Annotated in this window: 20 protein-coding genes; 14 read left to right on the top strand and 6 right to left on the bottom strand. The window is 59.2% G+C overall.

The genetic code is table 11. The annotated features are described in order from the left end of the window. Window positions 1–4 precede the first annotated feature (4 nt). Together acpS and AB7D48_RS12680 are read left to right on the top strand one after the other, a co-directional pair. The gene (acpS, locus tag AB7D48_RS12685) at window positions 5–415 is read left to right on the top strand and encodes a holo-ACP synthase (RefSeq protein WP_427979781.1); all 411 of its coding nucleotides are present in this window, start codon (window positions 5–7) and stop codon (window positions 413–415) included. Between the two features lie 61 nt (window positions 416–476). Beyond that, complete coding sequence (locus tag AB7D48_RS12680) at window positions 477–1,094, top strand: flavin reductase family protein (protein ID WP_427979672.1); 618 nt, start codon at window positions 477–479, stop codon at window positions 1,092–1,094. Window positions 1,095–1,096: 2 nt separating this feature from the next. On the opposite strand, the gene AB7D48_RS12675 is transcribed toward AB7D48_RS12680, so the two are convergent. Continuing rightward, complete coding sequence (locus AB7D48_RS12675; protein WP_427979670.1) at window positions 1,097–1,435, bottom strand: DUF952 domain-containing protein; 339 nt, start codon at window positions 1,433–1,435, stop codon at window positions 1,097–1,099. After that, entirely contained in the window at window positions 1,432–2,472 is a 1,041-nt protein-coding gene (locus tag AB7D48_RS12670; protein ID WP_427979668.1) for a DUF6976 family protein, read from the bottom strand. The genes AB7D48_RS12675 and AB7D48_RS12670 overlap by 4 nt, the downstream gene beginning before the upstream one ends. A 270-nt stretch (window positions 2,473–2,742) precedes the next feature. Between AB7D48_RS12670 and AB7D48_RS12665 the strand changes: the two genes are divergently transcribed. Together AB7D48_RS12665 and AB7D48_RS12660 are read left to right on the top strand one after the other, a co-directional pair. Beyond that, window positions 2,743–4,065, top strand: a complete 1,323-nt coding sequence (locus AB7D48_RS12665; RefSeq protein WP_427979667.1) for an aspartate aminotransferase family protein — start codon at window positions 2,743–2,745, stop codon at window positions 4,063–4,065. Window positions 4,066–4,162: 97 nt separating this feature from the next. Next, a complete protein-coding gene (locus AB7D48_RS12660) occupies window positions 4,163–5,596 on the top strand; it encodes an NAD-dependent succinate-semialdehyde dehydrogenase (protein ID WP_427979664.1) in 1,434 nt (477 codons plus the stop codon). A gap of 103 nt (window positions 5,597–5,699) precedes the next feature. On the opposite strand, the gene AB7D48_RS12655 is transcribed toward AB7D48_RS12660, so the two are convergent. Further along, a complete protein-coding gene (locus AB7D48_RS12655; protein ID WP_427979662.1) occupies window positions 5,700–8,222 on the bottom strand; it encodes a plasma-membrane proton-efflux P-type ATPase in 2,523 nt (840 codons plus the stop codon). A 344-nt stretch (window positions 8,223–8,566) separates the two neighbouring features. Then, window positions 8,567–9,424, bottom strand: a complete 858-nt coding sequence (locus tag AB7D48_RS12650) for a hypothetical protein (RefSeq protein ID WP_427979661.1) — start codon at window positions 9,422–9,424, stop codon at window positions 8,567–8,569. A gap of 188 nt (window positions 9,425–9,612) precedes the next feature. Between AB7D48_RS12650 and grxD the strand changes: the two genes are divergently transcribed. Together grxD and AB7D48_RS12640 are read left to right on the top strand one after the other, a co-directional pair. Beyond that, on the top strand, window positions 9,613–9,954 hold the full coding sequence (grxD, locus tag AB7D48_RS12645) for a Grx4 family monothiol glutaredoxin (protein ID WP_427979659.1): 342 nt from the start codon (window positions 9,613–9,615) through the stop codon (window positions 9,952–9,954). Then, the gene (locus AB7D48_RS12640; RefSeq protein WP_427979657.1) at window positions 9,951–10,283 is read left to right on the top strand and encodes a (2Fe-2S) ferredoxin domain-containing protein; all 333 of its coding nucleotides are present in this window, start codon (window positions 9,951–9,953) and stop codon (window positions 10,281–10,283) included. The genes grxD and AB7D48_RS12640 overlap by 4 nt, the downstream gene beginning before the upstream one ends. A 124-nt stretch (window positions 10,284–10,407) precedes the next feature. Here AB7D48_RS12640 and AB7D48_RS12635 read toward each other — a convergent pair whose 3' ends face one another. Together AB7D48_RS12635 and AB7D48_RS12630 are read right to left on the bottom strand one after the other, a co-directional pair. Further along, entirely contained in the window at window positions 10,408–10,812 is a 405-nt protein-coding gene (locus tag AB7D48_RS12635) for an ArsC/Spx/MgsR family protein (protein WP_427979655.1), read from the bottom strand. Between the two features lie 2 nt (window positions 10,813–10,814). Then, window positions 10,815–11,240 (bottom strand): response regulator, encoded by a 426-nt coding sequence (locus AB7D48_RS12630; RefSeq protein WP_427979652.1) that lies wholly within the window; start codon window positions 11,238–11,240, stop codon window positions 10,815–10,817. A 339-nt stretch (window positions 11,241–11,579) separates the two neighbouring features. On the opposite strand from AB7D48_RS12630, the gene nifH reads away from it, so the two are divergent. The 8 genes from nifH to AB7D48_RS12590 all read left to right on the top strand — a co-directional run bounded on the left by nifH (window position 11,580) and on the right by AB7D48_RS12590 (window position 19,537). Further along, window positions 11,580–12,455 (top strand): nitrogenase iron protein, encoded by an 876-nt coding sequence (gene nifH / locus AB7D48_RS12625; protein WP_427979649.1) that lies wholly within the window; start codon window positions 11,580–11,582, stop codon window positions 12,453–12,455. A gap of 63 nt (window positions 12,456–12,518) precedes the next feature. After that, complete coding sequence (gene nifD / locus AB7D48_RS12620) at window positions 12,519–14,018, top strand: nitrogenase molybdenum-iron protein alpha chain (protein ID WP_427979646.1); 1,500 nt, start codon at window positions 12,519–12,521, stop codon at window positions 14,016–14,018. A 35-nt stretch (window positions 14,019–14,053) separates the two neighbouring features. Beyond that, window positions 14,054–15,613, top strand: coding sequence for a nitrogenase molybdenum-iron protein subunit beta (gene nifK / locus AB7D48_RS12615; protein ID WP_427979644.1), 1,560 nt, complete (start codon window positions 14,054–14,056; stop codon window positions 15,611–15,613). Window positions 15,614–15,694: 81 nt separating this feature from the next. Beyond that, window positions 15,695–17,107, top strand: coding sequence for a nitrogenase iron-molybdenum cofactor biosynthesis protein NifE (gene nifE, locus AB7D48_RS12610; RefSeq protein ID WP_427979642.1), 1,413 nt, complete (start codon window positions 15,695–15,697; stop codon window positions 17,105–17,107). A 6-nt stretch (window positions 17,108–17,113) separates the two neighbouring features. Next, a complete protein-coding gene (gene nifN, locus AB7D48_RS12605) occupies window positions 17,114–18,472 on the top strand; it encodes a nitrogenase iron-molybdenum cofactor biosynthesis protein NifN (RefSeq protein WP_427979639.1) in 1,359 nt (452 codons plus the stop codon). Continuing rightward, window positions 18,469–18,864, top strand: a complete 396-nt coding sequence (nifX, locus tag AB7D48_RS12600; protein WP_427979637.1) for a nitrogen fixation protein NifX — start codon at window positions 18,469–18,471, stop codon at window positions 18,862–18,864. The genes nifN and nifX overlap by 4 nt, the downstream gene beginning before the upstream one ends. A gap of 3 nt (window positions 18,865–18,867) precedes the next feature. Beyond that, the gene (locus AB7D48_RS12595; RefSeq protein ID WP_427979635.1) at window positions 18,868–19,320 is read left to right on the top strand and encodes a NifX-associated nitrogen fixation protein; all 453 of its coding nucleotides are present in this window, start codon (window positions 18,868–18,870) and stop codon (window positions 19,318–19,320) included. 10 nt (window positions 19,321–19,330) lie between these two features. After that, complete coding sequence (locus AB7D48_RS12590; protein WP_427979633.1) at window positions 19,331–19,537, top strand: CCE_0567 family metalloprotein; 207 nt, start codon at window positions 19,331–19,333, stop codon at window positions 19,535–19,537. Window positions 19,538–19,684: the final 147 nt, after the last annotated feature.

Raw genomic sequence — 19,684 nt, 5'->3', positions numbered from 1 at the left:
CGGGTTGATCCTGGGGCTGGGCACGGATCTTTGCGACATACGGCGCATAGAAAAGGCGCTGGCGAGGCATGGCGAGCGTTTTACCTTGCGGGTGTTCTCCGAGATCGAGCGGGCGCGCAGCGAGAGGCGGGTGCATTTCCGGGCGCCGAGCTATGCCAAGCGCTTTGCCGCCAAGGAGGCCTGCGCCAAGGCGTTGGGCACGGGGTTCTCACGCGGTGTATTCATGTCCGACCTGCGGGTGGTGAATCTGCCCAGCGGTCAGCCGACCATGGAGCTGCATGGCGGTGCGCTGGCGCGGCTGCGCGGATTGACGCCGGAGGGGCATGAGTCTCGGGTTTTCGTGTCCCTGACCGATGAATATCCTTATGCTTATGCGCAGGTGATCCTCTCGGCGGTGCCGTTGCCGCCGGGGTAGGGGCTTGGGGTGCGGCGCCCTCGTCCTTACTTCAAGGGCAAGGGATAGCAGGAGAGATGTATTGGAAGAGAAATATTTTTACGAACCCGCCTCTGGGCATGGGCTGAAGCACGACCCGTTCAATGCCATGATCGGTCCCCGGCCGATTGGCTGGGTGTCCACCAAGGGTAAGGATGGCAGCGTCAATCTGGCGCCGTATAGTTTTTTCAACGCCTTCTGCTACACACCGCCGATAATCGGTTTTTCCAGCATTGGCCGCAAAGATACGTTGCGCAATATCGAGGAGAGCGGGGAGTTCGTGTGGAACCTCACGGACCGCGAATTGGCGCAGGCGATGAATATGAGCAGCGCCGACGCGCCTTATGGCACGGATGAGTTTGAACTGGCCGGGCTGGAGAAAGCGCCCGCCAAGCTGGTGGCGCCGCCCATGGTGGCGGCGGCGGGCGTGAATTTCGAATGCAAACTGTCTGAGATCGTGACGCTGAAGAATGCCGCGGGCACGGCTTGCGGTGCTTTTCTGGTTCTGGGCGAGGTGGTGGGCATTCACATCAACCCCGTTTTGTTACGGGAGGGTGTGTTCGATACCTTCAAGGCGGGGATTGTCCTGCGTGCCGGCGGGGCCTCGGCCTATGCGGAGATCGCGCCGGAGAGCCGGTTCGATATGAAGCGTCCCGGTTGAAGTCAGGCTGGCAGCAAGGCCCGGCCGTCCGCGCCATGGCGAAGCTGCCGATGAGCGCTGACATGGCGCATCTCCAGCCGGCCGTAAAAATGTGGGAAAAGTTGGCCGCCACGGGACTTCTCCCAGCGCAGTGCCGGGCCCAGCGCGGCCAGGGGCACGGCGGCGATGACCAGATTCTCTTGCCCGGTGAAGTGCCTGGCCAGCGTTTCATCAAGCTGGCTGGCGGTGGAGAGATGGATATAGCCATCCGTCAGATCGACCGGGGCGCCGGAGAATTGCCCGGCCAGAAGAGCCTGGAACTGCTCCTGCGTTAAAATCTTGTAGGCGGTCTGGGTGGTCATCGTGTGTCTTGTTCCGTGAGGGCACCGTCAAGGCGGGACAGGTTGAGGCATGAGATGGTTTGCGTGAGCACCGTATAGCCGATCTGGCCGAATGTAATGGGGGCGAAGGCGGGCAGTAACGGCCTGATCGAGGCGTCCAGCCTGGGCAGATTGGCAATGCAGATGGAGCAGAGCAGCGCGCCGGGCAAGTCCACCCCCTGGGCGGCCTTGGCGAAAGCGGCGGGGAAATCGTCTATGGGTTCAGCGAAGCGATATGACAGGGCCGGGTCGATGGGGTTGAGAAAACAAAGGGTGCCTGCCTCGGTGTCGCTGGCGGTGATGGCGTTGGTGAGTAACGCGCCATCGCGGTCGGAGATCAGGGGCAGGGCGGGATCCAGTTCGCCATTGGCGATCATGCGCGCGAGATTCACTCTCTGCCCCTCCAGCAGGCCGGTGCCCGATCCGCCATATCCGCCAGAAGGAAATCTGAGTTCGGGCCCCTCGCCCTGGGTAAAGGGGGCGACGATGTTAAGCTCCGCGAATAGCCCCTCGGGGAGGGTGACATACATGACGGCGGCCTTGTCCTGACGGGGGGTACCGCCGCCGCAGAATATCTTGGGCTGTTTATGACCTAGTTCCTCCAGCGCCACGCCGCTGACCCAGCCGCAGAGGGGGGCGTTGTACAGCCCGTCCCAGTCGAGCATCTTGGTGGCCACGGTTTCGAGCAGCCGGCTGCGTCCGGGCAGGAGCAGCACGGCAAAGCCGTTGGGGGGATAGTGGGCGGTAAGGCCGCGCAACTGCCGGGCGCCGAACTGCCGGACCTCCACCCTGAGCGCGATGTTCGACAGGTCCGCATAGAAAATCTCCCCCGCCACGGGGCGCGGGCCGCCGGGGGCGAGAAAGCCGGCCACGGTGCCGCCGATCCAGAGGCCTGGCGGCAGGCAGGCGAGATCCTGCTCCGCGCCGGCGAGAATCAGCGGGCGCCCGGCTTCGATCATCCTGGCGACCTCCCGGATGCCGGTTGTCGCGGATTTGGCGGAAAACGCGGCGGGAATCATGGAAAAAACTGACAGAGAGTATCTGGGAAGAGCTGTTTATCTATCATGGCTAAGACAGAAAAATCGCTTTGAAACATTATTTTCCATTTGAAGTCGTAATATATTCTCAATTGGGCACTGAAAATATTTCGTAAAAGTTACGAATCGACATGAAAATGCATGGCCGTTTTGCAGAAAGGTCATGTCTGCCGTTCCTCGCGGGGGCAGAAAATGCTTTGCAAGCCTGTTTAAAATAGTAAACTGCCTCTAATTCAACTGGAGTGTCAGCCCATGAGCGCAGTGACTCGCCCGAGCAACGATCCCCTTATCCATCACTGGATGCCGTTTAGCGGTAACCGGCAGTTCCAGGAACAGCCGCGCATGATCGCCCGTGCGGAAGGTGTTTATTATTATAACACGCGTGGGGAGAAGCTGCTGGATGGTTCGTCCGGCTTGTACTGCATCCCGCTGGGGCATGGCCGCCCGGAGATCCGCGAGGCCGTGGCCAAGCAGATGGAGGAGTTGGATTATGCGCCGCCCTTCCAGTATGGCGTGCCGACCGCTTTCCGTCTGGCCACCGAAGTGGCGCAAATGACCCCAGCCGGGTTGAACCGTGTGTTCTTCTCCTGCTCTGGCTCGGAAGCGGTGGAGAGCGCCCTGAAGGTGGCCATCCAGTATCACCGTGCCCGGGGCGAAGGGCACCGCGTGCGCTTTGTCGGCCGTGAACGTGGCTATCATGGGGTGAATTTCGGCGGCATGTCCGTCGGCGGCATGGGCCCCAACCGCAAGGCCTTTGGCACTGGAATTCCGGGCGTGTCGCATCTGCGCCATACTCATATCAAGGAAAATTTCTTCCAGATGGGCGAAGGTGAGCACGGCGCCGATCTGGCCGACGACCTGGAGCGTTACGCGGCTCTGCATGGGGGCGATAACATCGCCGCCTGCATCGTGGAGCCGATCGCCGGGTCCACGGGGATTCTGGTGCCGCCCAAGGGCTATTTGCGGCGTCTGCGCGAAATTTGCGACAAGCACGGCATTCTGCTGATCTTCGATGAGGTCATTACCGGATTCGGCCGCACCGGTGAGGCTTTCGCCTCCCAGACATTCGGCGTCACGCCGGATATCATGACGATGGCCAAGGCGATCACCAATGGCTCCATCCCGATGGCGGCGATCGCGGTGAAGGATGAGATCCAGCAGGCGATCTTCGATGCCGCGCCGGAAGGTGGCATCGAATTTTATCATGGTTATACCTATTCGGCGCATCCGGCGGCTTGCGCCGCGGGGCTGGCGACGCTGAAGATCTATCGCGAGGAAGGTACGTTCGACCGGGTGAAATCGCTCACCCCGGCTTTTCTTGAGCAGGTCGGCGGTTTCAAGGGCATGGATGGCGTGGTGGACACGCGTGGCTATGGCTTGCTGGGGGCTGTGGAACTGGCGCCGCAGGGCAAGCCTGGCGCGCGCGGCTTCAAGATTCTGTGCAAGGCGTTCGAGCAGGGGCTGGTGTTGCGCGCGGCGGGGGACTCACTGGTTCTGGCGCCGCCCTTCTCCGCCACGCCGGATCAGATCAGCGAAATGATCGAGATTATACGCAAGCTGATCAAGGAGAACTGAGCCAGCCGGTTGTTCCGGTTTGGTCAGAGCGACGCGATGAAATCCTGGGTCCGGGCCGCCATATGCGGTCCGGGCCCGTTTTATGTTGGAGAAAAAAATGTACCAGGACGTATTGCTGCATGTCGGCGGCCAGTGGCGCGCGGCGCGGGGTGGCAAGACCATCGATATCCTGAACCCGGCGACGGAAGAGGTGATCGGCAAGCTGGCCCATGCCGGCAAGGCGGATCTGGACGAGGCGCTGGACTGGGCGGCCAAGGGCTTTGCGACATGGCGCAAGATGTCCGCCTATGATCGCGCCAAGGCGATGCGCAAGGCCGCGGACCTGCTGCGCGAACGGCTGGACAAGATTGCCACGCTGATGACCCTGGAGCAGGGCAAGCCGCTGGCCGAAGCCAAGACGGAGCTGGCTGGTTCGGCCGATGTGATCGACTGGTTCGCCGAGGAGGGCCGCCGTGCTTATGGCCGGGTGATCCCGGCCCGTTTGCCGGGTGTGTATCAGATGTCCCTGCGCGAGCCGGTGGGCGTGGTGGCGGGATTCACGCCTTGGAACTTCCCCGTCTCCCAGGCGGTGCGCAAGATTTCCGCGGCGCTGGCGGCGGGGTGCGCCTTTATACTGAAAGGCCCCGAGGAGACGCCGGCGAGTTGTGCCGAACTGGTGCGCTGCTATGTGGATGCCGGCGTGCCGGCGGGTGTGGTTCAGATCGTGTTCGGCGTGCCGGCGGAAATTTCCGAATATCTGATCCCTCATCCGGTCGTGAGAAAAATCTCCTTCACCGGTTCCACCGTTGTCGGCAAGCATCTGGCGAGCCTCGCGGGCAAGCATATGAAGCGGGCAACCATGGAGCTGGGCGGGCATGCGCCGGCGCTGATTTTCGACGATGCGGATCTCGATCAGGCCGCGACCATTCTGGCCGCCAACAAGTTCCGCAATGCTGGGCAGGTTTGCGTGGCCCCCACGCGTTTCCTGGTGCAGGAGGGCGTGTATGAGCCGTTCCTGGAGAGGTTTGTCGCCAAATGCGAGGCGATCAAGCTTGGCAATGGGTTGGAAGACGGCACCACCATGGGGCCGCTGGCCAACGACCGCCGGGTGAGCGCGATGGAAAGCTTCATCGCCGATGCTGTCGGCAAGGGGGCCAAGGTGCGGACCGGCGGCAAGCGTGCCGGCAATAAGGGGTATTTCTTCGAACCGACCGTGCTGACGGATATTTCCGCCGATGCCCGGGTTCTGCATGAGGAGCCCTTTGGCCCGCTGGCGCTGTTTTTGCCCTTCAAGAGCTATGAAGACGCGATCGCCGAGGCGAACCGGCTGGAATATGGTCTCGCATCCTATGCCTATACCCGCAACACAGGCCGGGTGACGGCTTTGGGCCAGGATATCGAATCCGGTATGGTTGGCATCAACCATCACGGTTTGGCGATGCCGGAAACGCCGTTCGGGGGCGTGAAGGATTCCGGCTATGGCTCGGAAGGCGGCGCGGAAGGGCTGGAGCCTTATCTGGTGACCAAGTTCGTGTCCCAGGCCAGCGCCTGAGGCCGGCTTTGTTCAGGCGGGTTATCGTCGTCGATACCCCGCCAATGTGACCTCGCCCGCCAAGCCAACGACTCGCCAAGACAACAGAGGTGGCCTGACCGCTTCACCGTGATGGTGAAGCGTGCGGGTGCAATACCTTGTTGAGGATGGAGGTGAAGGCACGCTGGTGGTGGGTGCCGTAATCAAGGAGCCGGTAGGTGCCGAGCTTGGCGAAATCCATCGCCACGAACCAGATGAGATCATAGAGCCAGATCAGCCCGATTTGCCCCCAGCTGATTGGCGTCATCAGCCAGCCAAAGCCCACGAACATCACGCCAACGATCTGCGTGACGACGATCGCCGAGAAAAGCTGCCAGGACGGATGGGGTTTGGCCCAGAACGGATGGCGTGTGCGAGTCGAGAAGAGCAGCAAATGCCCGCCGACGATGAAACGCAGGAACATCATTGTCTGATTCTGGGCGAGGGGGACATGCAGCCAGTCCCGCGCCAGGAGATACAGCCCGAAGCTTTGCGCCAGCGCCAAGCCGCCCAGCACGGCGGAGATGGCCAGCAGCCTGTTCATCTCCCAACGCACCGGCTTGCTGGGCAATTGCGCATTGTCCCAGGCGATGGTCATGATCGGGATGTCGTCCAGCAGGGCCAGCAGAATGATCATGATGGTGGTGAGCGGGTAGATGTTCCAGATCAGCATCGTCGCCACCACGAACACCATGATGCTGAGCGTCATGGCGATGCGGTAGATGGTGTAGCTCATCATCCGCTCAAAGATGCGCCGGGCTTCCTCCACGGCGCTGATGATGACGGAAAGGCCCGGCGCGGTGAGGATCAGGCTGGCGGCGCTGCGCGCGGCATCCGTGGCGCCGGAGACGGCGATGCCGACCTCGGCCTGTTTCAGGGCCGGGGCGTCGTTCACCCCGTCTCCGGTCATGGCGACGATATGGCCTTCATCCTGCAAGGCCTTGACGATGGCGTATTTATGCTCGGGGAACACCTCCGCGAAACCGTCGGCCTGTTCCACGAGCCGCGCCAGATGGGCGCTATCTTTCAAGGTGCTGGCGGCTGGCAGGATGTTGGTGCCCAGGTCCAGCTGCTTGGCGATTTCGCGCGCGATGGCGGTATTGTCGCCGGTGACCATCTTCACGTCGATTCCGTGCGCGCGGGCGGCCTCGATGGTCTCGCGCGAATCCACGCGCGGCGGGTCGTATAGCGGGATGATGCCGAGGAAATGCCAGGCCGTGCCATCGTCGGAGTGCGCCACGCCGAGCGTGCGATAGCCTTTCGAGGCTTCCTCATCGACAATCTTCGCCGCCTGGTCCCGCGCCGCGCCGTCCAGATGGCACAGCGTCATGATGACTTGGGGCGCGCCCTTGGTGACGTGGAATTCCCGCCCGTCCAGGGCGATGGTGGCCTCGGTGCGCTTATGGGTCGGATCGAATGGCGTGAAGCTGCGTTGCTGGTAACGGGAGAATGCAGCTTGATCCTTGATACCGTCCAGCACGGCCAGGTCGATGGCGTCGTGATCCTCGCGTTTGCAGGCCAGGGCCGCCGTCAGGATCACATCCTCCGGCGAGGCGTCGCCCAGGGGCGATGGCGTGCCCAGCGTCAGCTTGTTCTGGGTGAGGGTGCCGGTTTTGTCCGAGCAGAGCACTGTGATGCCAGCCATTTCCTCGATGGATTCCAGCCGCGAGACGATGGCCTTCATGCGGGAGAGCGCCAGGGCGCCCAGCGCCATGGTGACCGAGAGCACGGCGGGCAGAGCCACGGGAATGGAGGCGACGACCACGATCAGCACGAAGGACAGCAAGGTGAGCACCGGTAGGCCGCGCGCCAATTCCACGCAGATGAGCAGGGCCGAGAGCCCGCCCGCGCAGATGATGAGCAGATTGCCGATATGCAGAACCGCTTTTTGAAAATGCGAGACCGCCCCGGCATTTTGCACCAGCTTGGCGGTGCGGCCGAAGAATGTGTTGCCGCCGGTGGCGTAGATGACGGCTTCCATCTCGCCTTCCTTGACCGCTGTGCTGGAATAGGCGACGCCCCCGGGCTTGCGGGTGACGGGAAGGGATTCACCGGTCAGGGCCGATTGGTCGATCGAGAGGTAGTCGCCTTCCAGAAGCTTGACGTCGGCGGGCACCACATCGCCCAGCCGCAGCCGCACGATGTCGCCGGGGACGAGGTTGCTGGCGTCGATTTCGGTCCAGGTGCCGTCGCGCTTGACCCGTGCCTTCAGGGCGAGCTGCTGTTTCAGCGCATCCAGCGCGTCCGCCGCGGAGGCTTCCTGCCAGAAGCCGATGCCGCCATTGATCAGCAGCATGGCGACAATGACGGCGAAGCTGCGCCAATCCTGGTTGATGCCAGACAGAATACCCGCCGCCTCGATCATCCACGGGATCGGGCCCCAGAAATAGCCGAGCAGACGGCGCCAGAGCGAAACATGGTGCTCGGCCAGTGCGTTCGGCCCGGCCTGGGCCAGTCGTTTTTCGGCTTCCGCCGTGGTCAGGCCATCCGCGTTGGCATGCAGGTGGGCGAAGGTGGTGTCGATGTCGAACGTTTCGAATTCGTTGTTTGTTTTGTCAGGCTGGGGTGCGGCTTTGCTTGTGTTCGGTGGGGTCGATTCAGTGCCCATGCCTGGTCTCCTTTCGTTGAACCAACTCGGTTCGGCGTATTCGCGTCCAGCGGCCAGACTGGCCGAAGAATGCCGCCGCGCGTTGCGCGAAAGCACGCATCTGGCTTGCGCCAATACGGGATGACCAATTGTTTAGATATAATGGAGCGATCTGGTCTTGATAAAGATCAAGTTCGCAGAAGCGGAAAAGTTACGAAATGTATGCCACGGCGCCAGAGAGGCTCTGGCGCCGTGGGAAAGGTTGTGCACAAAATAAAATATTTTGGTTATGGAATTTTTTATTTCGTTGATTTTTAAAAGAACTGTTTAAGGCGTGGAAAGCACCGCTTGCATCGGGCGCCACTTTATTTGACGATATGCAGCCCCATCAAGCCGCCCCGGATGCGGCTGGCATGCAGGATCACGGCCTTGAGCACGGCATGGGCGATGCTCAGCGCATGATCTTCCAGCCCCCACCAGACGGCGTTGCGGCCGCGCGGATCTATCTCCAGGAGTTTGACGCCTGGTTGCACTTCCTGGCCATCTCGGACGACGCCGCGCAGAATCCCGTCGAATGGCGCGGGCACGGGCTGGTTATCCAGGAATCCGACGGGGAAATCCTTGAAGATGCGGGTGCCGATTTCCAAGGGCGTGTACCAGCGCCCGGCGAAACCGGCGCGGGAGAAACGCTCCTCGCCGCGCCCGCCCAGCTTTTGGGGGGTGCCGTCGGGACGGTCCGTGGCGCCACGCTGCACGATGCGGCCGCGCTTATCCGGTCTGGTTTCGATCGCCAAGTCGCAATTCCTGGCGGCGGCGAAGCTCGGGCCAAGGCCGATGGTCAACCGGGCCAGATGCCGTAAGTCCGGCGTGATATGGTATTTCTGCATGCGCGCATCGATCAGCAGATCGGGGATTTGAAGCACCAGCAGATCGGTGAGACCCATTTCGGTGATGGCGACGCGATCGCCCTGCTGGCGCAGGCGCAGCAGATCCCGCAACCCGTCGGCGCGCGCCGCGTTGACCCCGTCCAGCGTAATGGCGTCGTCGAACAGCGCATCATGAAAGGCCATGCGCCGGCGGATGACCGGTGGGTGAGGGTCGTGCGAGAGAACCGCGAAATAACCCTGCTGATGCAGCCTTACGGCGATGGCCGAGGCGATCTCGTTGGTGCCGAGGATGACGGCATAATGGCGATAGGGCTCGCGCGGCTGGGGTGCTGGCATCGTGAAGCTCCATGCTGATGAAGAGTAACAAGCAATTATCGGGCCATGGTTCGAGCCTTCCGCATTGTCGGGTTAGCGACATGATCTGAGCTGGACACGGGAAATCTGGCGGTTGGAGGGGGATTGCGTCTGGCCCGTTTTTTGCTGGGCAAGGGGGGCAAGAGATCAAAGAGATCAGGAGTTCCAGAATGAGTGATGATGTGATGAAGCGCATCGCCGCGATCATCGCCGCCGATCCGGTGGTGCTGTTCATGAAAGGCACGCCGATGGCACCGCAATGCGGGTTCTCGGCCACGGTGGCGCGGATCCTGATGCAGATCGGGGCTGAGTTCGCCAGCGTGAATGTGCTGGAAGAACCGCAGATCCGCGAGGCGATCAAGAGTTATGCCGATTGGCCGACCATTCCGCAGCTTTATGTCGGTGGGGAGTTTGTCGGCGGCGCGGACATCGTGCGCGACATGATGGCCACGGGGGAACTGCTCGCCCTCCTGGAGGCGAAGAATGTGAAAATAACAAGGGTGACGTTATGACCGAACTGCCGCAGGTCTTTAAACATCATGTGTTCATGTGTTTGACCCAGCGCCCGCCAGGACACCCGCATGGCAGCTGCGGCGCGGCGGGAAACGGCAAATATTTCGATCTTTTGAAGGCGAAGCTGGAGGCCGAGGGGCTGAATGGCGAGGTGGGGCTGACAGCCGCCGGGTGCCTGGGGTTTTGCCAGGCGCAGCCATTGATGGTCGTGTATCCGCAAGGGGCGTGGTATCGGCCGCAGGCGCCCGAGGATATAGATGAGATTCTTCAGACCCATCTCAAGGGAGGGGAAATTGCCGAGCGTTTGGCGGTTGTGCTGACACGCTAGGGCTTTCCGGTTTGTATCGGCTCGCGGGGGAATGCCCGCGCCGGTGGCTTTAGGGAATGTTGGAGCGCTTTCATAAAAGCGTTCCAACATTCTTGGGTTTTGGCATTCTTGGGTTTTGGCGTTTTTAGGAAGCCTTGGCGCTCGGCGGGTGAACGCAGCCATCCGGCGCGGTGTCCGGCAAGAGCAAGCCCAGATTCGTGAGGAGGGTGGCGGCGTTGAACCCCACGCATCGGCGCTCCCCTACCTCCAGCAACGGGCGACGGATCAGCAAGGGATGGGCCAGCAGCAGGTCCAGGGCTTCATCGCGGCTCAAGGCGCTGGGCCGAACGATGCCGGATTTTACGGTGGGCGCGGACATGTTGAACCATTCGTCCACCGGGAGATCGCTCAGAAAAACGAGCAGCCGCGCTTTTGTCCAGGGTTCGGCCAGTAGATTGCGAACCGTCACCCGATGCCCAGCCGCGCGCAATGCCGCCTTCTGGCGGGCGTTTCCCGCACAGCCGGGTTTTTCATAGAATAGAATGTCCACGGCTACAGGCTGAGCTGGATGAGCGGCGCGCCGCCACGGCCCAGCACGGTATCCACTTTTTGGCGCACGGTTTCGATGGTCAGGGGCTTGGCCAATGCACCATGCGCGCCGGCTTGCAGCGCCGCTAGGGCCGGGGCCTCGCTCTGCTTGTCATGCACCACCAGGACACGCAGCCCGGGGAAGGCGCTGGTCAGTTCGCCGATCAGCCCGGGCCCGCGTTCCGCCACCAGATCCGCCGACAACAGGACAAGGTCGGGTTTGCGCCAATTCTGTCCGGTTTCATACGCGGCCTCGGGAACGGCCATCTCATGGGCCTCGATTTCGTCTTGCAGCATGAACTGCAAGGCGGCGCGGGTGATCTCGTCCGGCTCTATGATGAACACGCGGCGCTGGTCCACCGCATGGGCCGTATCCACACCAATCTGCATCTTACCCTCCGGATGGTTGATCCGAAGAGGTCAAGCAAGAAGTGTTCCGTTGCTGAAAGGGCCGGATTTGTTCCGTTTGAGACAGGCGCGACAGGAGCTGTCAGGTTCGACACATCTAGTGTGTTTTAAAAAAACAAAGAAAAAACCAGGACTTTCATTGATTTGCGGTTTGGCACGGCGGTTGCTTAGAGGATTGCGGGACGGCGAGTGAGGGCTGAGCACAGGCAGACGCGAAAGACGAGCGGTGTGTTCCTTCCCGTGACCGCGAGCACGTTACCAAAGGGAATGATCCGCGCGGGGCGCGCGGGAAGTGGCAACGAACTCACAGGAGATATGACAATGTCTTTGCGACAGATCGCGTTTTACGGAAAGGGTGGCATCGGCAAGTCCACCACCTCTCAAAATACCTTGGCGGCCCTGGCTGAAATAGGCCAGCGCATCCTGATCGTGGGTTGCGACCCCAAGGCTGATTCCACCCGTTTGATCCTGCATGCCAAGGCGCAGGACACCATTCTCAGCCTCGCCGCCGCCGCTGGCAGCGTGGAGGATCTGGAAATCGAGGATGTGATGAAGGTCGGTTACCGCGACATTCGTTGCGTGGAATCCGGCGGGCCGGAGCCAGGCGTGGGTTGCGCCGGACGCGGCGTGATCACCTCCATCAACTTCCTGGAGGAAAACGGCGCTTATGAGGATATCGATTATGTGTCCTACGACGTGCTGGGCGATGTGGTGTGCGGCGGTTTCGCCATGCCCATCCGCGAGAACAAGGCGCAGGAAATCTATATCGTCATGTCCGGCGAGATGATGGCCATGTATGCCGCCAACAACATCGCCAAGGGCATTCTGAAATATGCGAACTCGGGCGGCGTGCGCCTGGGTGGGCTGGTCTGCAATGAGCGCAAGACCGACAAGGAGCTGGAGCTGGCCGAATCTCTGGCCAAGAAGCTGGGCACCCAGCTCATTCACTTCGTGCCGCGCGACAATATCGTGCAGCATGCTGAGCTGCGCCGCATGACGGTGCTGGAATATGCGCCGGACTCCAAGCAGGCCATGGAATATCGCACGCTGGCCCAGAAGGTTCATAACAATGCTGGCAAGGGCGTGATTCCCACCCCGATCAGCATGGATGAGCTGGAAGACATGCTGATGGAGCACGGCATCATGAAGGCCGTGGATGAGTCCATGATCGGCAAAACCGCGGATATGGTGGCCTGATAACATAACCTTGGCCGCTTTGGCGGCCAAGGCACCTTACCGGATAAGCCAAGGAGCAGGAAAATGAGCGTTGTGGAATCCATGAGCGCCGAGGACATCAAGGCGCGCAACAAGGAACTGATTGAAGAGGTGCTCCGGGTTTATCCGGAGAAAACCGCCAAGCGTCGCGCCAAGCACTTGAATGTGCATACGGAAGGCAAGTCTGATTGCGGTGTGAAGTCGAACATCAAGTCGATTCCCGGCGTGATGACGATCCGTGGCTGCGCCTATGCTGGATCGAAGGGCGTGGTGTGGGGACCGATCAAGGACATGATTCATATCAGCCATGGTCCCGTGGGCTGTGGTCAATATAGCTGGGCGGCGCGGCGTAATTATTATATCGGCATCACCGGTATCGATACGTTCGGCACCATGCAGTTCACCTCGGATTTCCAGGAGAACGACATTGTGTTTGGCGGCGACAAGAAGCTTGCCAAGGTGATCGACGAAATTCAGACCTTGTTTCCCCTCAATCGCGGTATCTCGGTACAGTCCGAATGCCCCATCGGCCTGATTGGCGATGATATTGAGGCGGTTTCGAAGAACAAGTCCAAGGAATATGAAGGCAAGACCATCGTGCCGGTGCGGTGCGAGGGGTTCCGCGGTGTGTCGCAATCCTTGGGGCATCATATCGCCAACGATGCGGTGCGCGACTGGGTGTTCGATAAGTCCGAGGGCAAGGCGCCGGCCTTTGAGCCTAGCCCCTACGATGTCGCCATCATCGGTGACTATAACATTGGCGGTGATGCCTGGTCTTCTCGTATCCTGCTTGAGGAGATGGGCTTGCGCGTGGTGGCGCAATGGTCGGGCGACGGTACGCTGGCCGAACTGGAGGCAACTCCCCGGGCTAAGCTCAATGTGCTGCATTGCTACCGCTCGATGAACTACATCTCCCGCCACATGGAAGAAAAATACGGCACCCCCTGGGTGGAGTATAATTTCTTCGGGCCCACCAAGATCATTGAATCGCTGCGCAAGATCGCCAGCTATTTCGATGACAAGATCAAGGAAGGCGCTGAGCGGGTGATCGCCAAGTACCAGCCTCTGGTCGATGCCGTGATCGCCAAATACAAGCCGCGTCTGCAGGGCAAGACGGTCATGCTGTATGTTGGCGGCCTGCGCCCTCGCCATGTGATCGGCGCCTATGAGGATCTGGGCATGGATGTGATCGGCACGGGTTACGAATTTGCCCATAACGACGATTATCAGCGTACCGCGCAGCATTATGTGAAGGATGCAACGCTGATCTATGACGACGTGACCGGGTATGAATTCGAGAAATTCGTCGAGAAAATGCAGCCCGATCTGGTTGGTTCCGGGATCAAGGAAAAATATATTTTCCAGAAGATGGGCGTGCCGTTCCGACAAATGCATTCCTGGGATTATTCCGGCCCGTATCATGGTTATGATGGGTTTGCCATCTTCGCCCGTGACATGGATATGGCGATCAATTCGCCTGTCTGGAAGCTGACCAACGCGCCGTGGGCGCCGAAGTCCCAGCCATTGCCCCTGGCCGCTGAATAAGCGGCCATTCACCGAAACGTAGAAAGGGCTTCAAGATGACCCAGGATGCAGATAAGGTTCTTGACCATTTTTCATTGTTCCGCGGCGCGGAATATACGGAAATGTTTGCGAACAAACAGGCTAATTTCGAGAACAGGCACCCCGAGGCAGAGGTGGACCGGGTTCGGGAATGGGCCAAGACCAAGGAATATCAGGAGAAGAACTTTGCCCGCGAGGCGCTGGTGGTGAACCCCGCCAAGGCCTGCCAGCCGCTGGGGGCGGTGTTCGCCTCGCTCGGTTTTGAGAGCACCCTGCCGTTCGTGCATGGCTCGCAAGGTTGTGTGGCTTATTACCGCAGCCATTTTTCTCGGCATTTCAAGGAACCGACCTCTTGTGTTTCCTCCTCGATGACCGAGGACGCGGCCGTGTTCGGTGGACTTAATAACATGGTTGACGGGTTGGCCAATACCTACGCCATGTACAAGCCAAAGATGATTTCCGTCTCCACGACCTGCATGGCGGAAGTGATTGGCGACGACCTTAACGCCTTCATCAAGACGGCGAAGGAAAAAGGCTCCGTGCCGAATGAGTACGATGTGCCTTTCGCCCATACGCCAGCCTTCGTGGGTAGCCATATCACCGGATATGATAATTCCATGAAAGGCATTATCGAGCATTTCTGGGATGGTAAAGCGGGAACCGTGCCGAAGCTGGAACGTGCCGAGAATGGCAGCATCAACTTTATTGGCGGGTTCGATGGCTACACTGTCGGGAATATGCGTGAGATCAAGCGCATTTTTGACCTGATGCAGGTTGAGTACACGATCCTCGGCGACAATTCTGAAGTGTGGGACACGCCGACCGATGGCGAGTTTCGCATGTATGATGGCGGTACCAAGCTGGAAGATGTCGAGAAGGCGGTCAACGCCAAGGCGACGATCTCTATGCAGCAATTCTGCACCGAGAAGACGCTGGATCTGATCGGAAATCACGGTCAGGAGGTGGTGTCCTTCAACCATCCCGTGGGCGTGGCGGGTACGGATGCGTTCCTGATGGAAGTCGCGCGCCTTTCCGGCAAGCCGATCTCCAAGGAGCTGGAAAAGGAACGTGGCCGCCTGGTGGATGCGATCGCCGATTCCAACGCGCATATCCATGGCAAGAAATTCGCTATCTATGGCGACCCGGACCTGTGCTATGGGTTGGCGTCCTTCTTGATGGAGCTGGGCGCCGAGCCGGTGCATGTGCTCGCCACCAACGGCAACAAGGCGTGGGCGGCAAAGATGGCTGAATTGTTTGCGAGTTCGCCCTTTGGCGCCAATTGCAAGGCTTACCCCGGCAAGGATCTGTGGCATATGCGTTCCTTGCTGTTCACCGAGCCTGTCGATTTCCTGATCGGCAATACTTACGGGAAATATCTGGAACGTGATACGGGTACGCCGCTGATCCGCATCGGTTTTCCGATTTTCGACCGGCACCATCATCACCGCCGGCCGGTATGGGGGTATCAGGGCGCGATGAACGTGCTGATCACGATCCTGGATAAGATCTTCGACCAAATGGACGCGACGACGAATATTCCAGGAAAGACCGACTATTCTTACGATATTATCCGTTAATCACGAAATGCCTCCGCCGTATTCCGCGGCGGAGGCAATGCGCTTGGGGAATGTAGTTTCGCAATATAGGAGTTTGCCGCGATGACATCGCTGAACGAGAAGATCCAGGAGGTTTTCAACGAGCCTGCATGCGGCATGAATCAAAATAAAAGCGAAAAAGAACGCAAGAAGGGGTGCACGAAACAGTTGCAGCCTGGTGGAGCCGCGGGCGGTTGTGCCTTTGATGGCGCCAAGATCGCGTTGCAGCCTTTTACCGATGTGGCGCATCTGGTGCATGGACCGATCGCCTGTGAAGGTAATTCCTGGGATAACCGGGGGGCGAAATCCTCTGGATCATCTTTGTGGCGGACGGGCTTCACGACGGATATGGGGGAGACGGATATCGTCTTTGGAGGAGAGAAGAAGCTTTATAAGGCGATCAAGGAAATCGGAGAAAAATACGATCCGGCCGCCATTTTCGTGTATCAGACCTGTGTGCCCGCCATGATCGGGGACGATATTAACGCCGTGTGCAAGGCGGCCTCGCAGAAATTCGGACGCCCCGTGATTCCCGTGAATTCGCCTGGTTTCGTGGGGCAGAAAAATCTCGGCAACAAGCTGGCGGGCGAAGCGCTGCTGGATCATGTGATTGGTACCGTGGAGCCTGACTACACAACGCCTTACGATATAAATATCATAGGTGAATATAACCTGTCCGGCGAGTTGTGGCAGGTAAAGCCACTGCTGGATGAGCTGGGGATTCGTATCCTATCCTGTATTTCCGGCGATGGGCGTTATCGCGAGGCGGCTTCCGCGCATCGGGCCAAGGCGGCGATGATGGTGTGCTCGAAAGCCATGATCAATGTCGCCCGTAAGATGGAAGAGCGTTATCAGATTCCATTTTTCGAGGGATCTTTTTATGGCATTGGAGATACCAGTGATTCCTTGCGGGAAATTTCCCGCTTGCTGATCAGCCGTGGGGCGCCCGCCGAGTTGATGGAGCGCACCGAGGCGTTGATCGCGCGGGAGGAGAAAAAAGCCCATGCCGCCATTGAACCGTCCAAGGTGAATCTCGCAGGCAAGCGCGTTTTGCTGATCACGGGTGGGGTGAAGTCCTGGTCGGTCGTTGCCGCCTTGCAGGAGGCGGGGCTGGAGATTGTTGGCACGAGCGTCAAGAAATCCACCAAGGAAGACAAGGAGCGGATCAAGCAGATCATGGGTGAGGAAGCCCATATGATTGAAGAGATGACCCCACGCGAAATGTACAAGATGCTTAAGGAAGCGCGGGCGGACATCATGCTTTCGGGCGGCCGCTCGCAGTTTGTGGCGCTCAAGGCCAAGATGCCGTGGCTCGATATCAACCAGGAGCGGCATCATGCCTATATGGGCTATGTTGGAATGGTGGAGCTGATCAAACAGATCGAAAGCAGCTTGTTTAACCCGGTTTGGGAGCAGGTGCGTCAGCCGGCCCCATGGGATGCCAAGGGCGATGTCTTGTCGCTCGCGGCGGAGTAGCGTGCCATGGCGCAGGTAACCCAGGTCAAGAAGGCATGCACGGTCAATCCGCTGAAGATGAGCCAGCCGATCGGCGGGGCGCTGGCCTTCATGGGGTTGCACAATACGATGCCTGTGCTGCATGGCAGCCAGGGCTGTACCTCGTTCGGGTTGGTTTTGTTTGTCCGGCATTTCAAGGAGGCGATTCCACTACAGACCACCGCCATGAGCGAGGTTGCGACAGTGCTGGGCGGGTATGAGAATGTCGAGCAGGCCATTCTGAATATTCATAAAAGAACCAAGCCGGATCTGATCGGGATTTGCTCGACAGGCGTGACCGAGATTAAGGGTGATGATGTCGTGGGGTTTATCAAGACCTTCCGGCAAAAACATCCAGAATTCGCGGATTATCCGCTCGTTTCTGTTTCGACACCGGATTTTTCGGGGGCGTTTCAGGATGGATGGGAAAAAACCGTTGCGGCCATCGTGAAGGAAATGGTGTCGGAAGAACGCCGGGCGGGAGATGCGCGCCGGGTGAATGTGTTGCCGGGTTGTCATATGACGCCTGGTGATATTGACGAGCTGAGGCAGATCTTTCTGGATTTTGGCTTGGAAGCGACATTTCTTCCGGATTTATCAGGGTCGTTGGATGGTCATATTCCAGAGGATTTCACCCCCACCACTTTGGGTGGTGTGGGGATGGACGAAATCAGGGATATGGGCCGGGCAGGCTGGACGATTGCGATCGGCACGCAGATGCGGGCCGCGGCACGGGCCCTGGAAGAGAAAACCGGCGTGCCCTTCAAGCTTTTCGAACGGCTGTGCGGACTAGGCCCGAATGACGCGTTTTTTGCGTTTCTCTCCGACATTAGTGGCCATGAAGTGCCGTTGAAATATCGCCGCCAGCGCAGTCAGCTCGTCGATGCGATGCTGGATGGGCATTTTCATATTGGCGGTCGGAAACTCGCCATGGCGGCGGAGCCAGATCTTCTGTATGATTTTGGGTCATTTTTGCATGAGATCGGCGCGAAGATCGTCGCGGCCGTGACGACGACGAGTTCTCCTGTACTTGAGAAGATGCCGGTCGATGAAGTTCTAATCGGTGATCTGGAAGATCTGGAAACGCGGGCTTCGGAGCGGGGTGGGGATTTTTTGGTTTCGCACGCGCATGGCCGACAGATGGCGGAGCGGATGGATTTGCCGTTTTTCCGCATTGGTCTGCCAATTTTCGACCGGCTTGGCGCGGGGCATCTGACGACGGTCGGATATAAGGGAGGGCGTGATCTTATTTTCGCGGTCTCGAACATGCTGATCGAGCATAATGAAGCGCATCATGAACCGACAACGGAGAGCTGGCGCCAGCCGGAAGAACAGGAGGCAGTATGAAGATCGCCTTTGCAACACAGGATTTAAAACGTGTGGATGCCCATTTTGGCTGGGCCAAGCACATCGCCGTTCATGAAGTCAGTCCGGAGGGGCATCACTTTCTGAAGAGCATTCAGTTCGATGGTGACTTGAAGGAAGACGGCAATGAAGACAAGCTGGCGCCCAAGCTGGAGGCGATAAAGGATTGCGCGATTCTTTATGTCGCGGCGATCGGCGGTTCGGGAGCGGCGCGTGTCGTGGCATCGAATATTCATCCCATCAAGGTCAACCAGCCTGAATTGATCGAGGAATTGCTGGATAAATTGCAGGTGGTTCTGCAAGGCGCGCCACCGCCATGGTTGCGCAAGGCCTTGGCCAAGGATCGTGAGAAAATTTTGGACTTCGAGGATTGAACCATGTCTGAGGTCATTGACGCGGTGGACGCCCCGTTCATCAAGGAACTTATAACCGTTTGGCGTGCGCAGGACTCCCATGGCACATGGGATGGCAAGCCAGATCTTGATCTGCTTGCGCCTTACATTCTGGATAAAGAAGCACGCCGGGCGCTGCCGATTATCGGCGATCCTGACCCGGAGACGATTTGGCGTCTGGAACTGTTTTTCAACGCCGTGGCGCTGAGCATTGAACGCGCCACGGGCGTGATGGTGACACCGATGCTGAAGATGAGCCATGAAGGCTTTGGCCGCATGGTGCTGATCGGGGGGCGGTTGATCGTGGTCAACAAGCAGTTGCGCGATGTACATCGCTTTGGCTTCGATAATTTGGGTAAGCTCGCCAGCGAGGGTCGGAAACATGTTCAGGCCGGGATCGAGATGATCGAAAAATTCCCCGCCGTGGCCAATTATTGAGGAGATGGCAATGAACGATGTCGAAACCTTGAAGACGGAGGTGAAGAAACTCTCCGCCAAGGCGATGCAGGCGAAGATGGATTTGCATGATCTCTCCGAGGAGTTGCCCGTGAACTGGCAAACGGTCATGCAGGTGGCGCAGCGTACCCATGATGCCTTTGCCATGTTGGAGGAAAAGCGTGCGGCTCTGAAACATCTTGAGTCAGAGCGTGCATAAGGAGAAATGCAATGTCTCAGCCCACATTCCCCAAGTAAATCGCTGATTTTGCTGTCAGGATCTCAATATTTCCGATATAAATCATGGTGTTGATGGCCGTGAGGGGCGCGTTTGATGGATCACCCAGAGGGTGCGGGTTCGAAGCGG

It is taken from the genome of Acidocella sp. (assembly GCF_050253495.1).
Lineage (GTDB): Bacteria > Pseudomonadota > Alphaproteobacteria > Acetobacterales > Acetobacteraceae > Acidocella.
This window is presented reverse-complemented; position numbering and strand designations above follow the sequence as displayed.

Coding starts and splice junctions, on each gene's coding strand:
- AB7D48_RS12595 (WP_427979635.1), top strand. CDS start 18,868: ATGTCTGAGGTCATTGACGCGGTGGACGCCCCGTTCATCAAGGAACTT.
- grxD (WP_427979659.1), top strand. CDS start 9,613: ATGAGTGATGATGTGATGAAGCGCATCGCCGCGATCATCGCCGCCGAT.
- AB7D48_RS12660 (WP_427979664.1), top strand. CDS start 4,163: ATGTACCAGGACGTATTGCTGCATGTCGGCGGCCAGTGGCGCGCGGCG.
- AB7D48_RS12665 (WP_427979667.1), top strand. CDS start 2,743: ATGAGCGCAGTGACTCGCCCGAGCAACGATCCCCTTATCCATCACTGG.
- AB7D48_RS12655 (WP_427979662.1), bottom strand. CDS start 8,222: ATGGGCACTGAATCGACCCCACCGAACACAAGCAAAGCCGCACCCCAG.
- nifE (WP_427979642.1), top strand. CDS start 15,695: ATGACATCGCTGAACGAGAAGATCCAGGAGGTTTTCAACGAGCCTGCA.
- nifX (WP_427979637.1), top strand. CDS start 18,469: ATGAAGATCGCCTTTGCAACACAGGATTTAAAACGTGTGGATGCCCAT.
- AB7D48_RS12590 (WP_427979633.1), top strand. CDS start 19,331: ATGAACGATGTCGAAACCTTGAAGACGGAGGTGAAGAAACTCTCCGCC.
- nifD (WP_427979646.1), top strand. CDS start 12,519: ATGAGCGTTGTGGAATCCATGAGCGCCGAGGACATCAAGGCGCGCAAC.
- AB7D48_RS12670 (WP_427979668.1), bottom strand. CDS start 2,472: ATGATTCCCGCCGCGTTTTCCGCCAAATCCGCGACAACCGGCATCCGG.
- AB7D48_RS12650 (WP_427979661.1), bottom strand. CDS start 9,424: ATGCCAGCACCCCAGCCGCGCGAGCCCTATCGCCATTATGCCGTCATC.
- AB7D48_RS12640 (WP_427979657.1), top strand. CDS start 9,951: ATGACCGAACTGCCGCAGGTCTTTAAACATCATGTGTTCATGTGTTTG.
- nifH (WP_427979649.1), top strand. CDS start 11,580: ATGTCTTTGCGACAGATCGCGTTTTACGGAAAGGGTGGCATCGGCAAG.
- AB7D48_RS12675 (WP_427979670.1), bottom strand. CDS start 1,435: ATGACCACCCAGACCGCCTACAAGATTTTAACGCAGGAGCAGTTCCAG.
- AB7D48_RS12630 (WP_427979652.1), bottom strand. CDS start 11,240: ATGCAGATTGGTGTGGATACGGCCCATGCGGTGGACCAGCGCCGCGTG.
- nifK (WP_427979644.1), top strand. CDS start 14,054: ATGACCCAGGATGCAGATAAGGTTCTTGACCATTTTTCATTGTTCCGC.
- nifN (WP_427979639.1), top strand. CDS start 17,114: ATGGCGCAGGTAACCCAGGTCAAGAAGGCATGCACGGTCAATCCGCTG.